The 18,434-nt window shown below is 34.1% G+C and carries 7 protein-coding genes and 9 pseudogenes; 12 read left to right on the top strand and 4 right to left on the bottom strand.

Annotated features, from left to right (window positions below):
• Window positions 1-32: 32 nt before the first annotated feature.
• Window positions 33-206, top strand: a pseudogene (locus tag OPR37_RS01970) (transposase); the annotation flags it as partial.
• Between the two features lie 510 nt (window positions 207-716).
• Here the strand turns inward: OPR37_RS01970 and OPR37_RS01965 are convergent.
• Entirely contained in the window at window positions 717-986 is a 270-nt protein-coding gene (locus OPR37_RS01965) for a hypothetical protein (protein WP_019236515.1), read from the bottom strand.
• A gap of 241 nt (window positions 987-1,227) precedes the next feature.
• Window positions 1,228-2,136, bottom strand: a pseudogene (locus OPR37_RS06275) (IS5 family transposase).
• Between the two features lie 192 nt (window positions 2,137-2,328).
• On the opposite strand from OPR37_RS06275, the pseudogene OPR37_RS01950 reads away from it, so the two are divergent.
• The 5 genes and pseudogenes from OPR37_RS01950 (at window position 2,329) to OPR37_RS01930 (ending at window position 11,817) form a co-directional block, all read left to right on the top strand.
• Window positions 2,329-2,823, top strand: a pseudogene (locus OPR37_RS01950) (ankyrin repeat domain-containing protein).
• 90 nt (window positions 2,824-2,913) lie between these two features.
• Entirely contained in the window at window positions 2,914-5,475 is a 2,562-nt protein-coding gene (gene clpB, locus OPR37_RS01945) for an ATP-dependent chaperone ClpB (protein WP_149168911.1), read from the top strand.
• A gap of 27 nt (window positions 5,476-5,502) precedes the next feature.
• Window positions 5,503-10,173 carry an NAD-glutamate dehydrogenase gene (locus tag OPR37_RS01940; protein WP_264684977.1) on the top strand — a complete coding sequence of 1,557 codons (4,671 nt, stop codon included), beginning with the start codon at window positions 5,503-5,505 and terminating at the stop codon, window positions 10,171-10,173.
• Window positions 10,174-10,178: 5 nt separating this feature from the next.
• Complete coding sequence (tatB, locus tag OPR37_RS01935; protein WP_007302915.1) at window positions 10,179-10,469, top strand: Sec-independent protein translocase subunit TatB; 291 nt, start codon at window positions 10,179-10,181, stop codon at window positions 10,467-10,469.
• A complete protein-coding gene (locus tag OPR37_RS01930; RefSeq protein WP_007302914.1) occupies window positions 10,441-11,817 on the top strand; it encodes a PleD family two-component system response regulator in 1,377 nt (458 codons plus the stop codon). The genes tatB and OPR37_RS01930 overlap by 29 nt, the downstream gene beginning before the upstream one ends.
• Before the next feature lie 22 nt (window positions 11,818-11,839).
• Here OPR37_RS01930 and recO read toward each other — a convergent pair whose 3' ends face one another.
• Window positions 11,840-12,568 (bottom strand): DNA repair protein RecO, encoded by a 729-nt coding sequence (recO, locus tag OPR37_RS01925; RefSeq protein ID WP_019236521.1) that lies wholly within the window; start codon window positions 12,566-12,568, stop codon window positions 11,840-11,842.
• A 196-nt stretch (window positions 12,569-12,764) separates the two neighbouring features.
• On the opposite strand from recO, the gene OPR37_RS01920 reads away from it, so the two are divergent.
• Together OPR37_RS01920 and OPR37_RS01915 are read left to right on the top strand one after the other, a co-directional pair.
• Window positions 12,765-13,313, top strand: coding sequence for a hypothetical protein (locus tag OPR37_RS01920; RefSeq protein WP_052265027.1), 549 nt, complete (start codon window positions 12,765-12,767; stop codon window positions 13,311-13,313).
• A gap of 49 nt (window positions 13,314-13,362) precedes the next feature.
• Window positions 13,363-13,456: pseudogene (locus OPR37_RS01915) on the top strand (IS200/IS605-like element ISW1 family transposase); the annotation flags it as partial.
• Window positions 13,457-13,559: 103 nt separating this feature from the next.
• On the opposite strand, the pseudogene OPR37_RS01910 reads toward OPR37_RS01915, so the two are convergent.
• A pseudogene (locus OPR37_RS01910) lies at window positions 13,560-14,407 on the bottom strand (IS256 family transposase); the annotation flags it as partial.
• Between the two features lie 80 nt (window positions 14,408-14,487).
• On the opposite strand from OPR37_RS01910, the pseudogene OPR37_RS01905 reads away from it, so the two are divergent.
• The 4 pseudogenes from OPR37_RS01905 to OPR37_RS01890 form a co-directional block, all read left to right on the top strand.
• Window positions 14,488-15,291 (top strand): annotated as a pseudogene (locus OPR37_RS01905) (IS4 family transposase); the annotation flags it as partial.
• A gap of 62 nt (window positions 15,292-15,353) precedes the next feature.
• Window positions 15,354-16,182 (top strand): annotated as a pseudogene (locus OPR37_RS01900) (IS630 family transposase).
• A gap of 41 nt (window positions 16,183-16,223) precedes the next feature.
• Window positions 16,224-17,025 (top strand): annotated as a pseudogene (gene tnpC / locus OPR37_RS01895) (IS66 family transposase); the annotation flags it as partial.
• Window positions 17,026-17,686: 661 nt separating this feature from the next.
• Window positions 17,687-18,387: pseudogene (locus tag OPR37_RS01890) on the top strand (IS6 family transposase).
• The last annotated feature ends 47 nt before the right edge of the window (window positions 18,388-18,434 follow it).

The following is an 18,434-nucleotide window of genomic DNA, read 5'->3' as shown; positions in this document are numbered from 1 at the left end:
TTAATTCTACTTTCTAATCCATAACTGGGGTTAATAAGATTACTGAACTTGCTAAAGGAGTTGGTGCAGAAATTTTATATCTACCTCCTTATTCTCCAGATTTTAACAAAATTGAGCATAATTGGTTTGCTATAGAAAATAGAATTAGGAAAAACATTCCTCTATTCACATCTTTTCGTCATGCTGTCGATTCTTACTTCTTATGATTTTTTTGGACTATTATGGGAAGGGCTATATTTTAACAGTTTTAAAGCTGAAATAAAGAATATAGGTGTAACCACCGAAAAAGACTTTTTCTTATCAAAAAAACACCGTAAAACCCCATCCTTCAGGGCGGGGATATAAGGCGGAAGCGGGTGTTGACACCGAATATGCACAAAAGCATAATAGATTTAGCGGCAGGGCATGCCGTGTTGTGCCTGTGGAGGGGATAGTGCATTTAGCCTCCCGATGAAGCAGGAACCCACCGAGATGATTCAGACTTCGGTCTGAACGTGGTAGGAATCCTTGCCCTTTAGGGCGGGGAGGATGTCAACACACGAAGGCACCTCCCCTTCCTTTTTAATAAAAAATATCTATATACCTATTATAATATACGTAAATGTATATTATGCAAAATATAAGCAAGGTTATGCGCTGCTTAAACTTCTCTAATTAGTGACACTCAACTATAAGAGTAGCTTGCATAGCAAAGAAGATACTAAGTATCTTCTTTTTTATAGTTTCATTAGATTTAGATCTGATGACAACTCAGATAAATCGTTCAGCCCTTCCTGGAGCTGAGACGTAATAGAATTTAATTGATCACTAAATTTTACATCCTGTTCAAAGCTCCAATCACTTTCCCTACATTTACTAATGCATGCACTACGTAGTTCGTTATTATCCTGATGACTTTTAGGACATGCGCGTATGCAATGGTAATATTGTTCATACGCTTCTTCTCTAGTATTATACGCAGCAGCACTTTTTGTATTACTTTTCATAATATTCTCCTTAATTAAAAAACTAGTATAATATTAACATGTAACTATGAATTTTATACTAAATATAGTACATCTTCTTTTCAGAACAACATAAAAAATCAAACTACCCATACCCTCTCCTAGCATTTGGTTAACCAGCAATCATTTATCGCTCTGCCGTAAGAAGTGTAGCCACTGCCAAGTATAGCCCTTCCCAGGTTTTGTTGAATGGCAAGGAATAAGGAGGAGTAATGAAAGGAATTTACGAGGCAAATTTGAAAATAGGCATACCTATATCAGTAAAGTTATTAATAAAATAGCATTTTAAAAGCACCTCTTGAGAGCGATTTACCTCAGATTTATTCTTAAAACTAAATCCAAATGTTTTTTTGAGCCTCAGGAAAAAACTCTCGATACGTGAACGTATTTCATACCTTGTCTTCTTTTTCCAGTGGGTAAGTTTTCCTTATACTAATGTTGTTGTTTCTTTCTGATAGATAATCTATATTGCTGCAGATTTTTGCATTTTTTCTTGGCTTTATGATGGGTTTCAAATTGTATTGATTGCACAACTTATATAAATTATCTGTATCATAAGTTCCATCTGCACGCAGAGACTTAATCTTATAGATATCACCCATTTCCTTTAGTATTTTAGATGCTATCATGTGAAAGAAAATTAGTATATCGAACTGCTATTGCCTTTTTGCTGTTTACGTCCAAAGCAACATATAGCTTTCTTATTTGATCTGTACCATTATACTTCCTTATCTTGGCGTTATCTTTGTTATGTTGAGTACTGTTACTATAAATATGCATTACAGTACTATCTATAGCAATTTCAATATTCTCTATGTCATTTTTATCTGTTCTGTGGTCACATAGTTTCAAATTAAGTTTGACGAGAAGCTTGTGAATACTTGGAGATTCTTCACTATACTTTGTAAATATCCTTTTATAAATCCAACTGCTTGCCTTAAGCCTATTCCAAATAGATTAACGACTATACGTACTGCAATAACAACCTTATCGCTATAAATCTCCAGGAATTTTTTCTGAACTTTCGTACCAGTTTTCTATAGCTTCATCGATAAAATGAAAGACATTTCCTCTTTTTTCTAAAAATTGATTATACTCTTTAATGATTACTGACCTTCATCTTCTTTGGCATATACTCTACACAATGTTCATTTCTTAATAAAGTAACCACTTTCTTTAGATTTTCTCCCTTTTTTCTCCCATCTCTACTCGCTATGCAACAAAGCCAACTCAGGTTACCTTACTATGTTGTCATCATCTTTGAGTAAGTAATGTTAATAAAAAATGAGTAAATGATCTATTTAATATTAAAAAGATGTTGAATATGGATAAATTGAGTCAAGATACAAAAAAAAAGCTGCATTTTTGGTGGCTTATAACATTAATAGTATGTATTATTGCTACCTATTACTACATGAAGTCAAAAGCTGCAGATAATTATAAAACGATATTACGCATTGCTTCTCAAAATTGTAACTTAGAAACTGTAAAATTCTCAGTAAAAAATTTATTAGATACTGATACACACATGCCTAAGTTAACTGCGTTACATTATGCTGCAGAAGGGGATATTTAGAGATAGTTAGGTTTTTAATAGATGAGGGAGTTAACGTAAACATTATTAACAAGTATGTAAGCACAGCACTACATAATATTGCATATTATGGTGATTTAAGGATTATCAAATTTTTGCTAGAAAAAGGCGCTAATCCTAACATTATAAACGATGATGGAAAAACCTAGAAATGTAGCTGTGTTAAGGTCAAGGCATAACAAAGATAAGCCCTACGATCAAATATTCAACCACTATGGATTTTAATCCATAGTGGTTGAATGCTGAATGACTTTAAGTTTAAAATTGAGAAAGTAGTTGTTATATATATCAGCAAGTATGAGTTAAATTTGTATTATGGACTTGAATAAATTTACCGAAAAAGCAAAAAGCCTAATCCAGAGCGCTCAAATGAAAGCATTGGGAGCTGGGCATCAGATTTTTATGCCTGAACATTTACTTAAAGTAATGCTTGAAGATGAGTCAGGTTTAGTTCAGGATTTGATAGGCACCTGTGGTGGAAATGTTCAGAATATTTCTGATGCTGTGAGTAGTACAATTAAAAAGTTTCCAGTGGTTGGAGGACCAGGTAGTGTTGGACTTCAGCTTTCAAGAGAGGTAGCAAAAGTTTTTGATGATTCAATTGGTATTGCGAGGAGAAATAAAGACACATTTGTTACTGTTGAGCGGTTGTTGCAGGGCCTTGCTGCACAAAAAGATGAAATTGTAGGTAAAATTTTAGCAGAAGGTGGTGTAACACCGCAAAAATTAAATTCAGTTATTGCAGAAATGAGAAAAGGTGGCAGTGCAGACTCTCCAAATAGCGAGGAAAAATTAAATGCGGCAAAGAGGTATACAAAAGATATTACAGAGCTTGCTATGCAAGGTAAGCTTGATCCTGTAATTGGTCGTGATGAGGAAATCAGAAGAACTATGCAGGTATCGTTGAGGCGAACAAAAAATAATCCAGTACTGATAGGTGAACCTGGTGTTGGAAAAACTGCAATAGTTGAAGGTTTAGCAAACAGAATTGTTGCAAATGATGTACCACTTGGTTTGCGTGATGCAAAAGTTTTAGCTTTGGATCTTGGTGCATTAATTGCTGGAACAAAATTTAGAGGGGAGTTTGAAGAGAGACTAAAAGCAGTGATTAATGAGATTTTAAAAGCAGAGGGCAAAGTTATTTTGTTTATAGATGAGCTTCATACTTTAGTGGGAGCAGGAGCGACAAGTGGTGCGATGGATGCTTCAAATTTGCTCAAGCCTGCTCTTGCGCGTGGAGAAATTCGCTGTATAGGGGCTACAACTTTGGATGAGTATCGTCAACATATAGAGAAAGACCCTGCGCTTGCAAGGCGTTTTCAGCCTGTGTTTATTTCTCAACCGACTGAGACTGATACTATTTCAATACTGAGGGGTTTGAAGGAGAGGTATGAGGTGCACCATGGTATTAGAATCACAGATGGTGCAATAATCGCTGCTGCAACGCTTTCTAATAGATATATAACAGATAGGTTTTTACCTGATAAAGCGATCGATTTAATTGATGAAGCAGCAAGTAGGGTTAGAATTGAAATGGACAGCAAGCCTGAGGTTGTTGATGAGCTTGAAAGAAAGATTATACAGCTGAAAATTGAGTCAGAGGCTTTGAAAAAAGAAAGTGATGAAAACTCTAAGCAACGTTTAAAAAAGATAAATGAGGAAATTGAGAGTCTAAACAGTAAATTTGCTGACTTAAGCAGTAAATGGCAGATGGAAAAGAATAAAATAGCTAAAATACAAGAAACTGCTGAAAAATTGGATAATGCGAGGAAAGAGCTAGAATTGGCTCAGCGGAATGGAAATTTAGGAAGGGCAGGGGAATTGATGTATGGTGTGATTCCTCAACTTGAAAATGAGTTAAAAAATCAGGAAAAAGTTACTGATAGTTTCCTAAAGAAAGAAGTTACTGAGAGTGATATTGCAAATATTGTTTCAAAATGGACAGGCATTCCAGTTGATAACATGATGCATAGTGAAAAGGAAAAGCTCCTTAACATGGAAAATGAAATAGGAAAAAGAGTAATAGGGCAGAGAGATGCAATTGAAGCGATAAGTAATGCAGTAAGGCGCTCCCGTTCTGGTGTTCAGGATACTAATCGACCTTTTGGTTCATTTTTATTCTTAGGTCCAACCGGAGTTGGAAAAACAGAGTTAGCAAAATCTCTTGCCGAATTTTTGTTTGATGATCAATCAGCACTTCTACGCTTTGATATGTCAGAGTATATGGAAAAACACTCCGTTTCAAAGTTAATTGGTGCGCCTCCAGGATATGTTGGTTATGAACAAGGTGGCAGATTAACCGAAGCAGTAAGGAGAAGACCATATCAGGTAATTTTGTTTGATGAGATAGAAAAGGCAAATCCAGATATATTTAATATACTACTGCAGATTTTGGATGAAGGTAGACTAACCGATAGCCATGGCAAATTAATTGATTTTCGTAATACCATACTAATTTTAACTTCTAACCTTGGAGCTGAGATGATGCTAAGAGGAGCTACCGAATCTGTGAAAGATGAGGTGATGAAAATAGTTAAGTCAGCGTTTCGTCCAGAATTTTTAAATAGACTGGATGAAATTATTATATTCCACAGCTTAACCAAAGATGACATTGATAAAATTATAGATGTTCAATTCTCTTATTTACAAAAGATGCTTGCTAAGCGTAAACTGAGTATTAGTTTATCGCAAGAAGCTAAAGGACTAATAGCACAAACTGGATATGACCCTGAATATGGAGCGCGGCCTCTGAAAAGGGTAATACAAGAATGCATTCAAAATAATCTAGCTAAGTTAGTTTTATCTGGGGAAATAGTAGAAGGAGATGAGCTAATAGTGTATACTTCTGGTAACGAAATCTTAGTTAAAAAGATCTAGATTCGCTGTGTATTTTTGTTTTGAAAAATGTGTATAAATCATAATGTTAATGTTGAGTCTTTATTTAAGCTAGTTGATCAAGGGAATAAAAAAGAGAAAGAAAAAATTAAAGAGTTTATACAGTACTTTTATAATTTTGTTTATAATAGTGACCTAAAAGTCAACGATAAATTTCTTTTATACATTGCAGAAGATGCATACAACTTCATTCTTAAAAAAGAAAAAGAAGAAAGTAAATTGGCAGTAAGTAATGTAAATGATATTTCAGGAATAGAAGGCAATTTCACTATAATTAAAATCACAAATTATGACATGCCCTTTTTAGTGGATTCTGTCATTTCCACTATTAAGTCAAACGGTTTAACTATATGCTATTATAGTAACAGCATAATTAATGTTCAAAGAAAAAATAGCCTAATAGATAAAATTCATCTTTTAGAAGAAAGTAATGGAATCAAAGAGTCAGTAATATATGTAATTATTAAAGGCATAAGCGGTAGCTTTGTTGATACACTAGAAGAATCTCTACGAAAGACGCTAAAAGCAGTTAACTGCGTTGTAAAGGACTGGCAATTGATGCTCAAGAAGCTTCTTGAGCATCCGGCATTGGATGCTGGAGGCAGAGATTTTCTAGCTTGGTTGAAAAATAACAATTTTGTATTTTTAGGTTATCAAGAATACATTACTAATAAAGAAGGGAAGCTTGCTCTAAGTGGTAAGGAGAGCCTCGGGTTAATGAGAGCAAGTGAAGAGTACCAAAATTCATCAATTTTTTCTGAAAGCTTGAATTCTTTATACATACTAAGATCAGACCTAATCTCAATAGTTCATCGGCGTACCTATATGAATTGTATAGGAGTGAAAGAATTTAATGATCAGGGTGATGTAATAAGGGAACAGCATTTTTTTGGGCTATTTACTTCTATAGCAGAAGTGCAAGATATTCGAACTATTCCGGTAATAAAGGATAAGGTTACAACAATAGAAAAAAAGGCAGGATTTGTTCCTGGTGGCCATAACAATAAAGCTTTAATTTCCATTTTACAGGCATTTTCTTGTGACGAATTATTCCAATCAAATGAAGACGAGTTATTTGAAATTTGCACCTCGATCATGTCTCTTGCGATTAGACCAAGAGTCAAATTATTTTTGAGAAAGGTAGGGAACTTTATTAGTTGCATAGTATTGATACCGATGCGTTATGCTAGTGCAAGACTAATGTTTAAGATACGCGATATATTGAAAGATGAAACGAATGCAGAAAGTTCAGATATTTATAACAATCACATTATCAATGAATATGATTTGATGAAATTACACGTGGTGCTAAGAACCAAAAGCGCTAGCATTTTTGATGATGAAGTTTTGCGTATCGAAAACAAGTTAAGAAACATTACAGAAAAGTGGGAAGATCGTTTTATAGACAATTTATATAATACTTTTAGCACTGTTGAGGATATATTTATCCGCTATTGCAAGGCATTTCCGATAAGTTATCAAGAGAATTTTGAACCTCATGATGCGTATTATGATATGAAAAAATTGGAGATAGTGAGAAAGAAAAAAGTCAGCGAAGTTGATTTGAGGCTTACTCGTGACAATCTCAACTATCAATTGAAGGTTTACACTCCAAGCAACGGAGGCCTTGAATTGTCAAAGATATTAAAGGTTACTAAGAATTTAGGGGCTAAGATTCTATCTCATAATGGTTATTATATAGAAATCAACGGTGGAATATGGATACATCATTTTGTGTTGTCAAGAGTTGATGAATTAATAGACAACATTACTTTAAAAGAGCAGTTTGAGGTAACACTTGTAAAAGTGTTCAGCAAGGAAATAAAAAATGACTATTTTAACAGCTTGATCATTATTGCTGGGCTCAAGTGGAAGGAAGTGCTTCTGATTAGAGCGCTAAGCGCCTACCTAAAGCAGACATCATTTAGCTATAACCCAGAATATATCCAGAAAGTAGTATCAGAGTATCCAAAAGTAGTAAGGTATTTAGTAGAATTATTTCATTCAAGATTTGATACTAAAATAGATATTGATAGGGCAGAAACTACTAGCATTTTGATAGAAAAAATTGAAGAACTACTAAAAGAGATCAGCAACGTTTCAAATGATTACGTTTTGCGTTCGATATTTAACTTGATAATGGCAATTTTGAGAACCAGTTATTATCAAGATGATAAGCCATACTTATCTATCAAATTTGATTCAAGTAAAATAAATGGTTTACCTGACCCGCGCCCATACCGTGAATTGTATGTTTATTCAAACCTTTTTGAGGGAATACATCTAAGAGGAGGGAAGTTGGCTCGTGGTGGTTTGAGATGGTCGGATAGAACGGAAGATTTTCGCACTGAAGTTTTGGGACTCATGAAAGCCCAGATGACAAAAAATGCGGTCATTGTACCTGTTGGCGCAAAGGGTGGGTTTGTAATAAAGCAAGTTTATAAAGACAAAAACATTTCAAGGGAGAAAGGTGTTGAATGCTATAAGAATTTCATCAGAGGAATGCTTGATATTACTGATAATGTAGTTGATGGCAAAATAACTCCACCAGAAAATGTGATTAGGTATGACGAAGATGATCCATATTTGGTAGTTGCAGCAGATAAAGGCACTGCTTCATTTTCTGATTATGCAAACGAAATATCCTCTGAATGTAACTTTTGGCTCGAAGATGCATTTGCATCTGGTGGATCAGCAGGTTATGACCACAAAAAGATGGGTATTACAGCAAGAGGTGCATGGATTGCAGCACAACGCCATTTTTGGAGAATGAATAAGGATATTTACCAGGATACAACTGTTATTGGAATTGGAGATATGGCTGGCGATCTATTTGGGAACGGCATGCTGCTTTCAAGAAATATGAGTTTAATTGGAGCATTTAATCATATGCATATTTTTGTTGATCCAAATCCTGATGCGGAAAAGAGTTTCGTGGAGCGTAAACGGCTCTTTGAATTACCGTTTTCCACTTGGATGGATTACAATAGAGATTTGATTTCTCATGGTGGCGGGGTATTTGAACGTAGTAGCAAACAAGTAGAAATTTCTCAAGAAATGAAAAAGTGCTTTGATATAACGGAAGATACATTATCTCCAAATGATTTGATTCGATATTTGCTCAAGGCAAAAGTGGATTTCATATGGAATGGAGGAATTGGCACCTTTGTTAAGGCAAAAAGTGAAAGCCATGGCATGGTTGGCGATAAAGCAAATGATGAATTAAGAGTAAACGGTCATGATATTAGAGCTTCTATGTTTATAGAGGGTGGCAACCTTGGTTGCACGCAGCTTGGAAGGGTAGAATACGCTAAAATAGGTGGGTATATCAATGCAGATTTTATTGATAATTCAGCAGGAGTAATATGTTCTGATCTTGAAGTTAACATCAAGATTGCTTTTGTTGCAATTATGAAAGAAGGGGGAATTTCCTTGGAAAAAAGGAATGAAATACTGGCTAGCATGATAGATGAAGTTGCATCTAAGGTACTTGAAAACCATAACAGGATTGAAACAAAAGCATTGCTTCTTGAGTGCTTGCAAGCTAAAGAAAAGTTGGAGCAGCACCATAAATTATTACTCAGTTTAGAGAAATTTGGGCTGCTAAACCGAGATGTAGAATTTCTTCCAGCTGAAGAAGAGGTAGCAAGAATGTTAACTGATGGAGAAGGTTTCTGTTCTCCTCAGCTTTCTGTTCTGATGTCTTATGCAAGAACAGCAATAAAAAATGAAGTTATACACTCTGAGCTACCTGAAAAAGATTTTTTGTGCCGTGATTACTTACTAAATTACTTTCCACAAAGGATGGTAACAGAGTTCAAGGATTCCATATTGAAACACCAACTTTGTAGGGAAATTATTTCTACTTGCATTACAAACGATGTAGTAAATAGGATGGGCTGTATATTTATTAATAATTTGGTTGAGAGTACTGGAATTAAAGTACATGAAGCAGTTAACATATATATCGTTGTTAATCACCTATATAATTTAAGTAGCCTTTGGCAGAAAATTGATGAATTGGATGGAAAAATTGATGTTGATTCATATTTGCAAGTAGTGAGAAGTGTGCAAAAATTTATTGGTAGGGTATCATTTTGGTTAGTAAAAAATCTTGGTAAGCTTAATCTTGTAGAACTAGATGGTGTTACAAAATTTAGGGGTGCAATTGAAACTTTAGGCCATGATATTTTAGATGATCGCCTGTTAAAGATCTATAATCATGGATTAACCTCTTTGGTAGAGCTTAACATAAATAAAGATCTAGCAAAAAAGGTTGCTGATTTACGTATTCTTATTTATGCGCTGGACGTTATATCTATTGCTGAACAGACATCTTTATCAATCTTTGAAGCTGGTAGAATATACTTTAAATTAAAGTCGCTGCTAAGGTTTGATATGATTAGAACAATTGCTGTCAAGATTAAAAGCCATTCTTCTTATTGGGATCGCAGCTTAATTAATGATTTATTAGATGATTTAAGCAATTATCATCATAAGCTAGCTGTTAAAGTTATAAAAGCTACTGATAATCATATAGATAAGGTTCAAACTTGGGCTCTTAATGATAAGGATTATATAGAGCGTTACAATAGCTTTTTAGATGAGATGGTTGCTTCTAAACTTGATTTAAGTAAATTAATACTCATAATCAGGAGAATTAAAGTACTTGCTTCATAGGAAAAATGTTTAATATAGGTCTTTCAGAAATTTTAGTTGTAGCTTTAGTGAGTATAATTGTTTTTGATAAAAGTAAAGTACCTGTATTTCTTAATCTTATTAAAAATATATATAGGTATTTCTGGGTTGTAAAATCAAGAGTTAGGAAATTGTTGAAGGATACCGGAATTAAAGAATTATATGAAGGGCATAACGTTGAAAAAGTCAATTACATAATTGGTGAAGATGGCAAGCTTTATCCTACTTACAATGTAGATAGTACAAAAAATGACAGCAAAAATCCTAGTAGTAGATGATATACCATCTAATGTTAAGCTTTTGGAGGCTCAGCTAAAAGCAGAGTACTATACAGTTATTGTAGCTTATGATGGCGAGGAGGCGATAGATTTAGTAGCGGAACAGCAGCCAGATATTATCTTACTTGATGTCATGATGCCAAAAATGAGTGGTTTTGAGGTTTGTAAGAAGCTAAAGAATGATCCCTTAACGACTTATATTCCAATCATTATGGTAACTGCGCTGCATGACACTCATGATAGAGTGGAAGGAATTAATGCTGGTGCGGATGACTTTCTAACTAAGCCGATAGATGAAACTGCTTTATCTGCAAGAATTAAGTCTCTTGTGCGCTTAAAGATGATAATAGATGAGTTGTGCTTGAGAGGAGAAACTAATGCTGAGATTGGTGGAGTAGCAGAAAGCAGTATTATGGATTATTCTAATCAGATTTTTGATGCTAACATACTTGTTGTAGATGAGGACACCTTTCAAGCAGAGCAGATACACAATGTTCTAAAGCAACGCTTCAGATCAATTAAAATACTGCACGATCCAAAAGAAGCATTAAAGGTTGGTATTAAGGATAATTACGACCTGATTATTTCTGACATGCAGTTTTCAAAAACTGACGGCCTACGGTTGTGTTCTAAGTTTCGTAGTAAAGTAGAAACACGTTATACACCAATTCTGATCCTTTCTGAAGATTATGATAAAAGCAATTTAGTAAAGGCACTTGATGTAGGTGCTAATGATTATTTAACAGTACCTTTAGATGAGAGTGAATTAATAGCTAGGGTTAATTTGCAAGTGAAACGCAAAAGGTATCAAGATGCCTTGAGAATGAATTTATTTAATAATGTAGAAATGTCTATAAAGGATCCATTAACTAACTGTTATAATAGAAGATATTTTGATGCACACTTAAGAAATATTGTTAAGGATTCTGTGGAAAAAGATAGAAGTTTATCTCTTATGATACTTGATATAGATTATTTTAAGATGGTGAATGATAACTTTGGGCATAATGCTGGAGATGAACTTTTAAAGGAAATACAGAAAAGAATTTCTGAAAATATCAGAGTGACAGATTTATTAGCTAGGTTTGGTGGTGAGGAATTTGTTGTTGTAATGCCAGATACCAATGTATCAGATGCGTATACTATTGCAGAGAGAATAAGGAAAATTATTGCCAAAGAACCTTTTATACTTGTGGGTAAAAATACAACCCATAATGTAACTGTGAGCATTGGAATTTCAGCAATGCAAAGATCTGACCTTGATGATGTTAAAAAATTTATAGTACGTGCTGACAAATATTTATATAAAGCAAAAAACAGTGGTAGAAATAGAGTGGTTACTGGTTGAAGTTCTTTCAAATAAGTAGTAACTAAGATTCAAATGATAGCATAAAATTTCTCAACTCCGGAAATTTCGCATTTAACTGCAGAAATAGATATTTATTTAAAAAATACCCTGTAATTTTTAACCCTAGTCTGAATTCTTGATATGAGTAGCTATTTTGTAGGTTGTTATTGTATACATCATGCAACATCTGTGGAAAAGGTAGTAATTTATCTGCATAACAGTCACCTACTTTTTTTGACACTGCTCTACCAGTTTTTGGAGAAATAAATTGTAGATTTTCTTTCACACCTGTTACAGCACATTTTGATAGGTCTAACTTAAATCCAAGTTGCGTAAGAAGCAGAAGCTCTAAGTTAAGGTAATGACTTTGCCAAAACTGGCTATTATGTTTTATTACATCGATGAAGTGTCTCAAATTATCATATAACTTGATGCAGGATTCACTTTCTGGAAGCACTTTTTCTAATATAGACGAGAAAGAAACAATAGCAATGCTTTTTAACCTATCTTGAAAGAAATGATGAAATGGAGATTCAATCAATTCGCACTTTAAAAAACCTAGATTTTCAGGTAGCTTAGCACTCCATTCTGCATGTAATAGATTACTTATTTGAAACTTATAATTGCTATTGTTTGTTAACCTAGTTAATCCTCTGCACTTTCCATGATTTTTTGTAAATAGAGAAAGAATTAAATTTTTATCACCGTATTTTTTAACAGCTATAATAACACCTTCATCTTTCCATCTCATTCAGAGTATATTGACCATATGATATTATAGAGATAATAAAATTAGTGTAGCAAATTTGAGTTTAAGTCAACTGAAATATATTGACTTTATGTGCAATATTAGCTTTAAACCAGTAAAACAAGCTGCTTAACATATGCGCCCTCTCTATTTTAATTATACTCTTCTTTTGTTTCTATGTTGTTTTTTGCTTTTTTCAATGAAAGCCCAAACGGATGATTCGTCAGTTATTCCTATACCACAAAGAAAAAAAGAATTAGTTGAGTTAGTACAACCGAGGCAAATTATTGAAATACAGGAAATTGATGAGGGTATTCCAATTCCCAAAAGAAAAAAGGGTGTAGAAAGAAAACTAAGAGAAGACATCAAAGAGGTGAAAAATGAAATAAGAGATAAGAAAAATATTGAGAACAAAGATGATGAATTGGCTGTAACAGAAATTATTAATTCTATAAGGGATAAACTGACAGAGTGTTGGAGCATTCCTGAGAGCATAGTTTATAAAGAAAATTTTAGTATAAAAATTAACTTATTATTATCCAGTAAAGGCGAGATCGTTGTAGCCAACGTAGCAGATAGTAGTTCTTATCAAAATAATCCTCTTTTTAGATCAGCAGCAGATAATGCAATGCGTGCAGTATATAAATGTAGCCCGTTAATTGGCTTACCTGCTGAGCAGCATCACATTTGGCGCGAAGTCACGTTAGATTTTATTGTCCCAAATTTAGGAGAAAAACACTGGACTTAAAGTCCATCCTTTTAAGAATATAATTTTAAGGTGAAAAATCTCAAAGAATGTGGAATATTATAGAAAAAGCAGTCACTCTGTATATATATCACATAGTGTGGATAACAAAATATCGATATCCAGTATTAGTTGGAGATATTGGATGGCTTTGTTGCATGGCTACCAATGAGAAGGTGTGATGTAAGGGACTTACGAGGCAAATTCGAATAGGCGGGAATGTTCAAAAAAGTGTGTCAAGCCGCATTTTTAGTTCAACTCAATTTTCAATCTGTTGGGAAAGAAGATGTCAAGTTGAGACATAGTTAAAGCCCAATTAGGGAGAGCCATAATCCACTTTTTTTATAGCACAATATACCAACTTATACAAGGCATTTGTACTGGTAAATGAGCCCTTGGTTTTAATGAATTTCCTGATTCGTCTATGCAACCCCTCAATTGGATTGGTGGTATAAATTAGCCTTCTAACAGGGCCAGAATACTTAAAATAACCAGACAAATTTTCCCAATTGTTTTGCCACGATTTTATGACCAAAGGATATTTTTCACCCCATTTTTCTTCCAGCTCAAGCAAATAATTTTCAGCGATTTCTTTACTTGAAGCACGATATATTTTTTTCAAATCATTCATGAAAATTTTCACATCTTTGCTGGATACATATTTCAATGAATTTCTTATCTGATGCACTATACATATTTGTACTTCTGCTTTGGGAAATACACTATTTATAGCCGCAGGAAAACTTTTTAGACCATCAACACATGCAATCAGAATATCCTCTACCCCTCTCTCTTTTAGGTCATTTAACACTCCTAACCAGAACTTCACTTTCGGCTAAATAAAAGCCTAGTACTTCTTTTCTGCCATTTTGATCTATGCCTAATATATTATACATGCATTTACTTACGCAATGCCCGTCCTCCTTGACTTTGAAAAACATGCCATCCATGAATACTATTGGATATACAGATTGCAGTGGACGACTGCGCCATTCATTGATTAACGGCAGTAATTTGTCGGTGATATTGGATATTTCTGCTGCAGATATTTTGTGGTCATACATCTCCTCTACATGCGATGCTATGTCCCTATACCCTTACTATTACCCACAAATGTAAATGGACTTATAAATAAAGGATTAGAATATTAAAGTTTGTGAATATTGAGGGTATAAAAATGGCAAACAAGGGTAATGAATGGGCTAGAAATGAATTGGGGGATGCTGCACTTGGAGATAAAAGACTGACAGATCGATTAGTAAATATTGCTGATAGTTTAATAAGTTTACCTGAAAGTTCAATCAATCAAGCATGTGGAAGTTGGTCAGAAGCAAAAGCAGCTTATCGTTTTTTTCAAAATGAGAATGTAAAAGGAAGTGATATCTTAACATCGCATATTGCAAAAACTGTTGAAAGAACAAAAACTCATAAAAGGATTCTTGTGATTCAGGATACAAGTTGCATTTCATATATGGGACATGAAAAAATAAGAGGATTGGCAGTTGTTTCAAAAAAACAAAGTAAAGGTATTATGATGCACACAGCTTTTGCGATTAGTACAGAAGGCTTGACATTAGGAATACTAGACCAAAAGCTTTACTCGAGACCATCTATATCTAAAGAAGACCAAGAGCTAGAAAAAAGAAGACGTTGTAGAAACGTTAGTATTGAAGATAAAGAAAGCATAAAGTGGCTAGAAAGTTTAAAGAAAACAAATGAAATTATAGATTCAACTCAAACAGAAACTATAACGGTATGTGATAGAGAAGCAGATATTTATGATTTTTTTGAGCTTGCTTACCGTCTTAATTCAGCGGTTTTGATAAGAGCTTGTAGAAACCGAAACATAAATAAAACATCTAGGTATTCTCGAGAAGAAAAATTATGGCAATTTATAGAAAGGGTTCCTTGTACTGGAAAAGTAGAAGTTGAAATTCCGGCTAGAGATAACAAGCCAAAAAGGATAGCATCTTTAGAAGTTATAGCACTTCTCATAATAGTCCAAAAAAGGTAAGATATGGATTTATAGTAGTGATGGTAAGCATGCCAGCAGCATATAGTTATGACTTAAGAAAAAAGGTAATGGAAGCATTGGATGAAGGAGAGAGTGGAGAAACTGTTGCCAAGAGATTTAAGATTGGAGAAACAACTTTATATGAGTGGAAGAAAAGACGTGAGAAAACGGGAGATTTTCAATCAAAAAAGCTTGGAAGCGTGGCATAAAATTACCGACTGGAATGCATTTGCCGAATTTGCAAATGAGCAAGGTGGCAAAACTCAGTCAGAGATGCTGGGGCAATATTAGTAGACAAACAATTCATCGAGCACTTAAAAATATAGGATTCACAAGAAAAAAAAGACCTACGGATATAAAGAAAGAAATGAAGAAAAGCGAGCTCAATTTTCAAAGGTTATAGCAACAAAAGAACCTAAAGAATTAGTGTATATAGATGAGTCTGGCATTGATAACACTGAACCTATGGGTATTGCCAGAAAGGACAGCGGTTTTATGCCCTAAAATCTGGAAAGAAAACTCAACGAATTAGCATGGTTGCAGCCTTAAGTGGAAGAAAAATAATTGCTCCGTTAACCTTTAAAGGCCACTGCAATATGGATATCTTTAATAAATGGTTTGAGCAGTTTCTGACACCGATTTTGGAACCTGGACAAACTGTTATCCTTGATAATGCTACTTTTCATAAGTCTAATAAGATTTGCTAAAGGAGTTGGTGCAGAAATTTTATATCTTCCTCCATATTCTCCAGATTTCAACAAAATTGAGCATTATTGGTTTGCTATAAAAAACAGAGCCAGGAAAAACATTCCTCTATTCGAATCCTTTCGTCGTGCTGTTGATTCTGCCTTCCTATGACCTGTTCGGACTATTATGAGAAATGTTATAACCCCAGCATTAACATGAGTATAAGTGTTGGTAGTGTGTCCAACAGCGAAGCAAGGGTCTCATCAAAATGTAAAGAAGTCTATGAACAAATAGAGGAAGAAATGAAAGCAAGCGAAATTTTGCATATTGATGAAATCAGTCACTACAACAAAGGCAAGTTGGGATGGTGCTGGATGTTTGCCAACAATAACGCAAGTCTTATGAAGTTAGCAGATACAAGAGGAATGAGGTTTTTAAAGAATAGTGCATTTTGTGATTACAAAAATCGTGTAATTACCGACAGATATGCAGTTTACAACTACTTCAGTGATGAAAAACGACAAATTTGTTGGGCTCACTTGTTGAGAAATTTCGAGAGGTTATCTCATAGCTGGAATAGTGAAGTAATGAGACTTGGCAATTGTTTAAAAGATGCAGCTAATGGATTATTTGCATTAAAAAATGCTTTGTCAGAAAATGAAATTAGTATTTCAAAGTTCACTAAGCAATCTAAAGAGTTGCGAAGATTTATGCAGTACTGCATGATAAAAATATCTTATATACTTGAAGCAAAAGGAGCTTCACGAACGGTAAAGGGTATTATAAAATCCGAGCCAATGATGTGGACATTTTTGGATGACCCAAAGAATATTCCATTAACGAATAATCATGTTGAACGACAAATACGGCGTTATGTTGTCTATCGTAAGAATTCATATTTTGCACAGTCAGAGCGAGGGAATAGATTCCTTGAGCGGATAATTTCTCTGTATCTCACTTGGAGACAAAAAAAAGTTAAATCCATTTCAAAACCTTTTATCTATTGTCTCTTAAGCCGCACCTCTGAACGGATACCCGTAATTGGGTTTTAAAGCGATTCTACAACCTCAGGGTACAACTATTACCACCAAGACCCAAGTTACTCACATAGGGTAGCTTAAAACTCGATTATGAGGTACTTCTAAAGTATCTTTTACCTTAAACTTTCACTTACTAGAAAGAGCCCTGTTCAATTTTATTATGTTTTTTATTCCTTGTAAAATATTTTTTCAAAAAAGTGAACAGTTTTTGTAATTTCGGTGAAACAAGAGCTGGTTTTGGAGGTCTTATTGAAATATAACGACTTTTATCTAAAATTCTTAAGTTGAGTTTTTAGGTAATCTGTATAAATAATTTGTAGATGAAGCTAAAGGAAAAAAGTTTTGCCATAAACATAAGCTACAAAACCCTCTCAATAATTCAAGATGGAGACAAAGATCTAAATTTATTTATTTACGTCTCTAATTTTATCTCGTATAATGGAGACAAAGATTTATATTTTGTGTTTTATGTCTCCATTATTTATTGGTAGAAAAACTGAGTTAAAACAACTACTGGAGCTTACAGAAAAAAATACTGCATCTTTTGTGGTTCTGTCGCATCTATAAATCCTGGTATGTAACATTTGTAGGAAAGTAGAAAAGAAGTGATATGATCATCTAAAAAAAAAGCAAAGATGTTTCGTATTAGTTCAAAATTATTGCCATATTTCAAAGGATTTAGCTTTTCAGCAGAGATAATAATGTTATCTGTATATATGAAATGTAGATTCTCTTTGAGCTATCGAGATTTGGAAGAAATGCTGAGTATAAGGGGAGCAAAAATTGATCATGCTACGTTACAAAGGTGGGTTATCAGATTTGTGCCACTGATAGATGAAGCGGTAAGGAAAAGGAAGAAGCAGGTTGGCAGTAGCTGGAGAATGGACGAGACCTACGTTAAATTAAACGGCAAATGGGTTTATCTATACAGAGCACTATTGGTAATACTGTAGACTTTCTGTTGTGTGCTCGTAGAGACAAGTCTGCGGCACTTGCGTTCTTTCGTAAAGCCTTTAGAGAGAATAACCTTCCTGAGAAAGTAGTAATTGATAAAAGCGGCAGTAATACTGCTGCTCTTGATGATTTGAATACAGAAATTTCTGAAGATTGTAGAATCATGGTTTTTCAAATAAAATATCTAAATAATATTGTCGAACAAGATCATAGATTTATCAAAAAACGAATAAAGCCAATGCTTGGTTTTAAGAGCTTCCACTCCGCAAAGATTACCATTACCGGCATAGAAAATATTCGTATGATTCAAAAAAGACAAATTATCGGGGCTAATGATAATGTTTCTACTTTTGAGAATTTTGCTATGCTAATTGCTCTATAACTCCCATAATCCCAGTTTAACGATCTTCTTGTACCACAATTTATAGA

The organism is Wolbachia endosymbiont (group B) of Lycaena phlaeas (genome assembly GCF_947251875.1).
Lineage (GTDB): Bacteria > Pseudomonadota > Alphaproteobacteria > Rickettsiales > Anaplasmataceae > Wolbachia.
The sequence above is the reverse complement of the archived record's forward strand: the minus strand, read 5'-3'. Positions and strand labels throughout refer to the sequence as shown.

What these genes read in the sequence shown, in the direction of transcription:
- OPR37_RS01940 (WP_264684977.1), top strand. Translation starts at nt 5,503, where the DNA reads ATGTGTATAAATCATAATGTTAATGTTGAGTCTTTATTTAAGCTAGTT.
- OPR37_RS01930 (WP_007302914.1), top strand. Translation starts at nt 10,441, where the DNA reads ATGACAGCAAAAATCCTAGTAGTAGATGATATACCATCTAATGTTAAG.
- tatB (WP_007302915.1), top strand. Translation starts at nt 10,179, where the DNA reads ATGTTTAATATAGGTCTTTCAGAAATTTTAGTTGTAGCTTTAGTGAGT.
- OPR37_RS01965 (WP_019236515.1), bottom strand. Translation starts at nt 986, where the DNA reads ATGAAAAGTAATACAAAAAGTGCTGCTGCGTATAATACTAGAGAAGAA.
- OPR37_RS01920 (WP_052265027.1), top strand. Translation starts at nt 12,765, where the DNA reads ATGAAAGCCCAAACGGATGATTCGTCAGTTATTCCTATACCACAAAGA.
- clpB (WP_149168911.1), top strand. Translation starts at nt 2,914, where the DNA reads ATGGACTTGAATAAATTTACCGAAAAAGCAAAAAGCCTAATCCAGAGC.
- recO (WP_019236521.1), bottom strand. Translation starts at nt 12,568, where the DNA reads ATGAGATGGAAAGATGAAGGTGTTATTATAGCTGTTAAAAAATACGGT.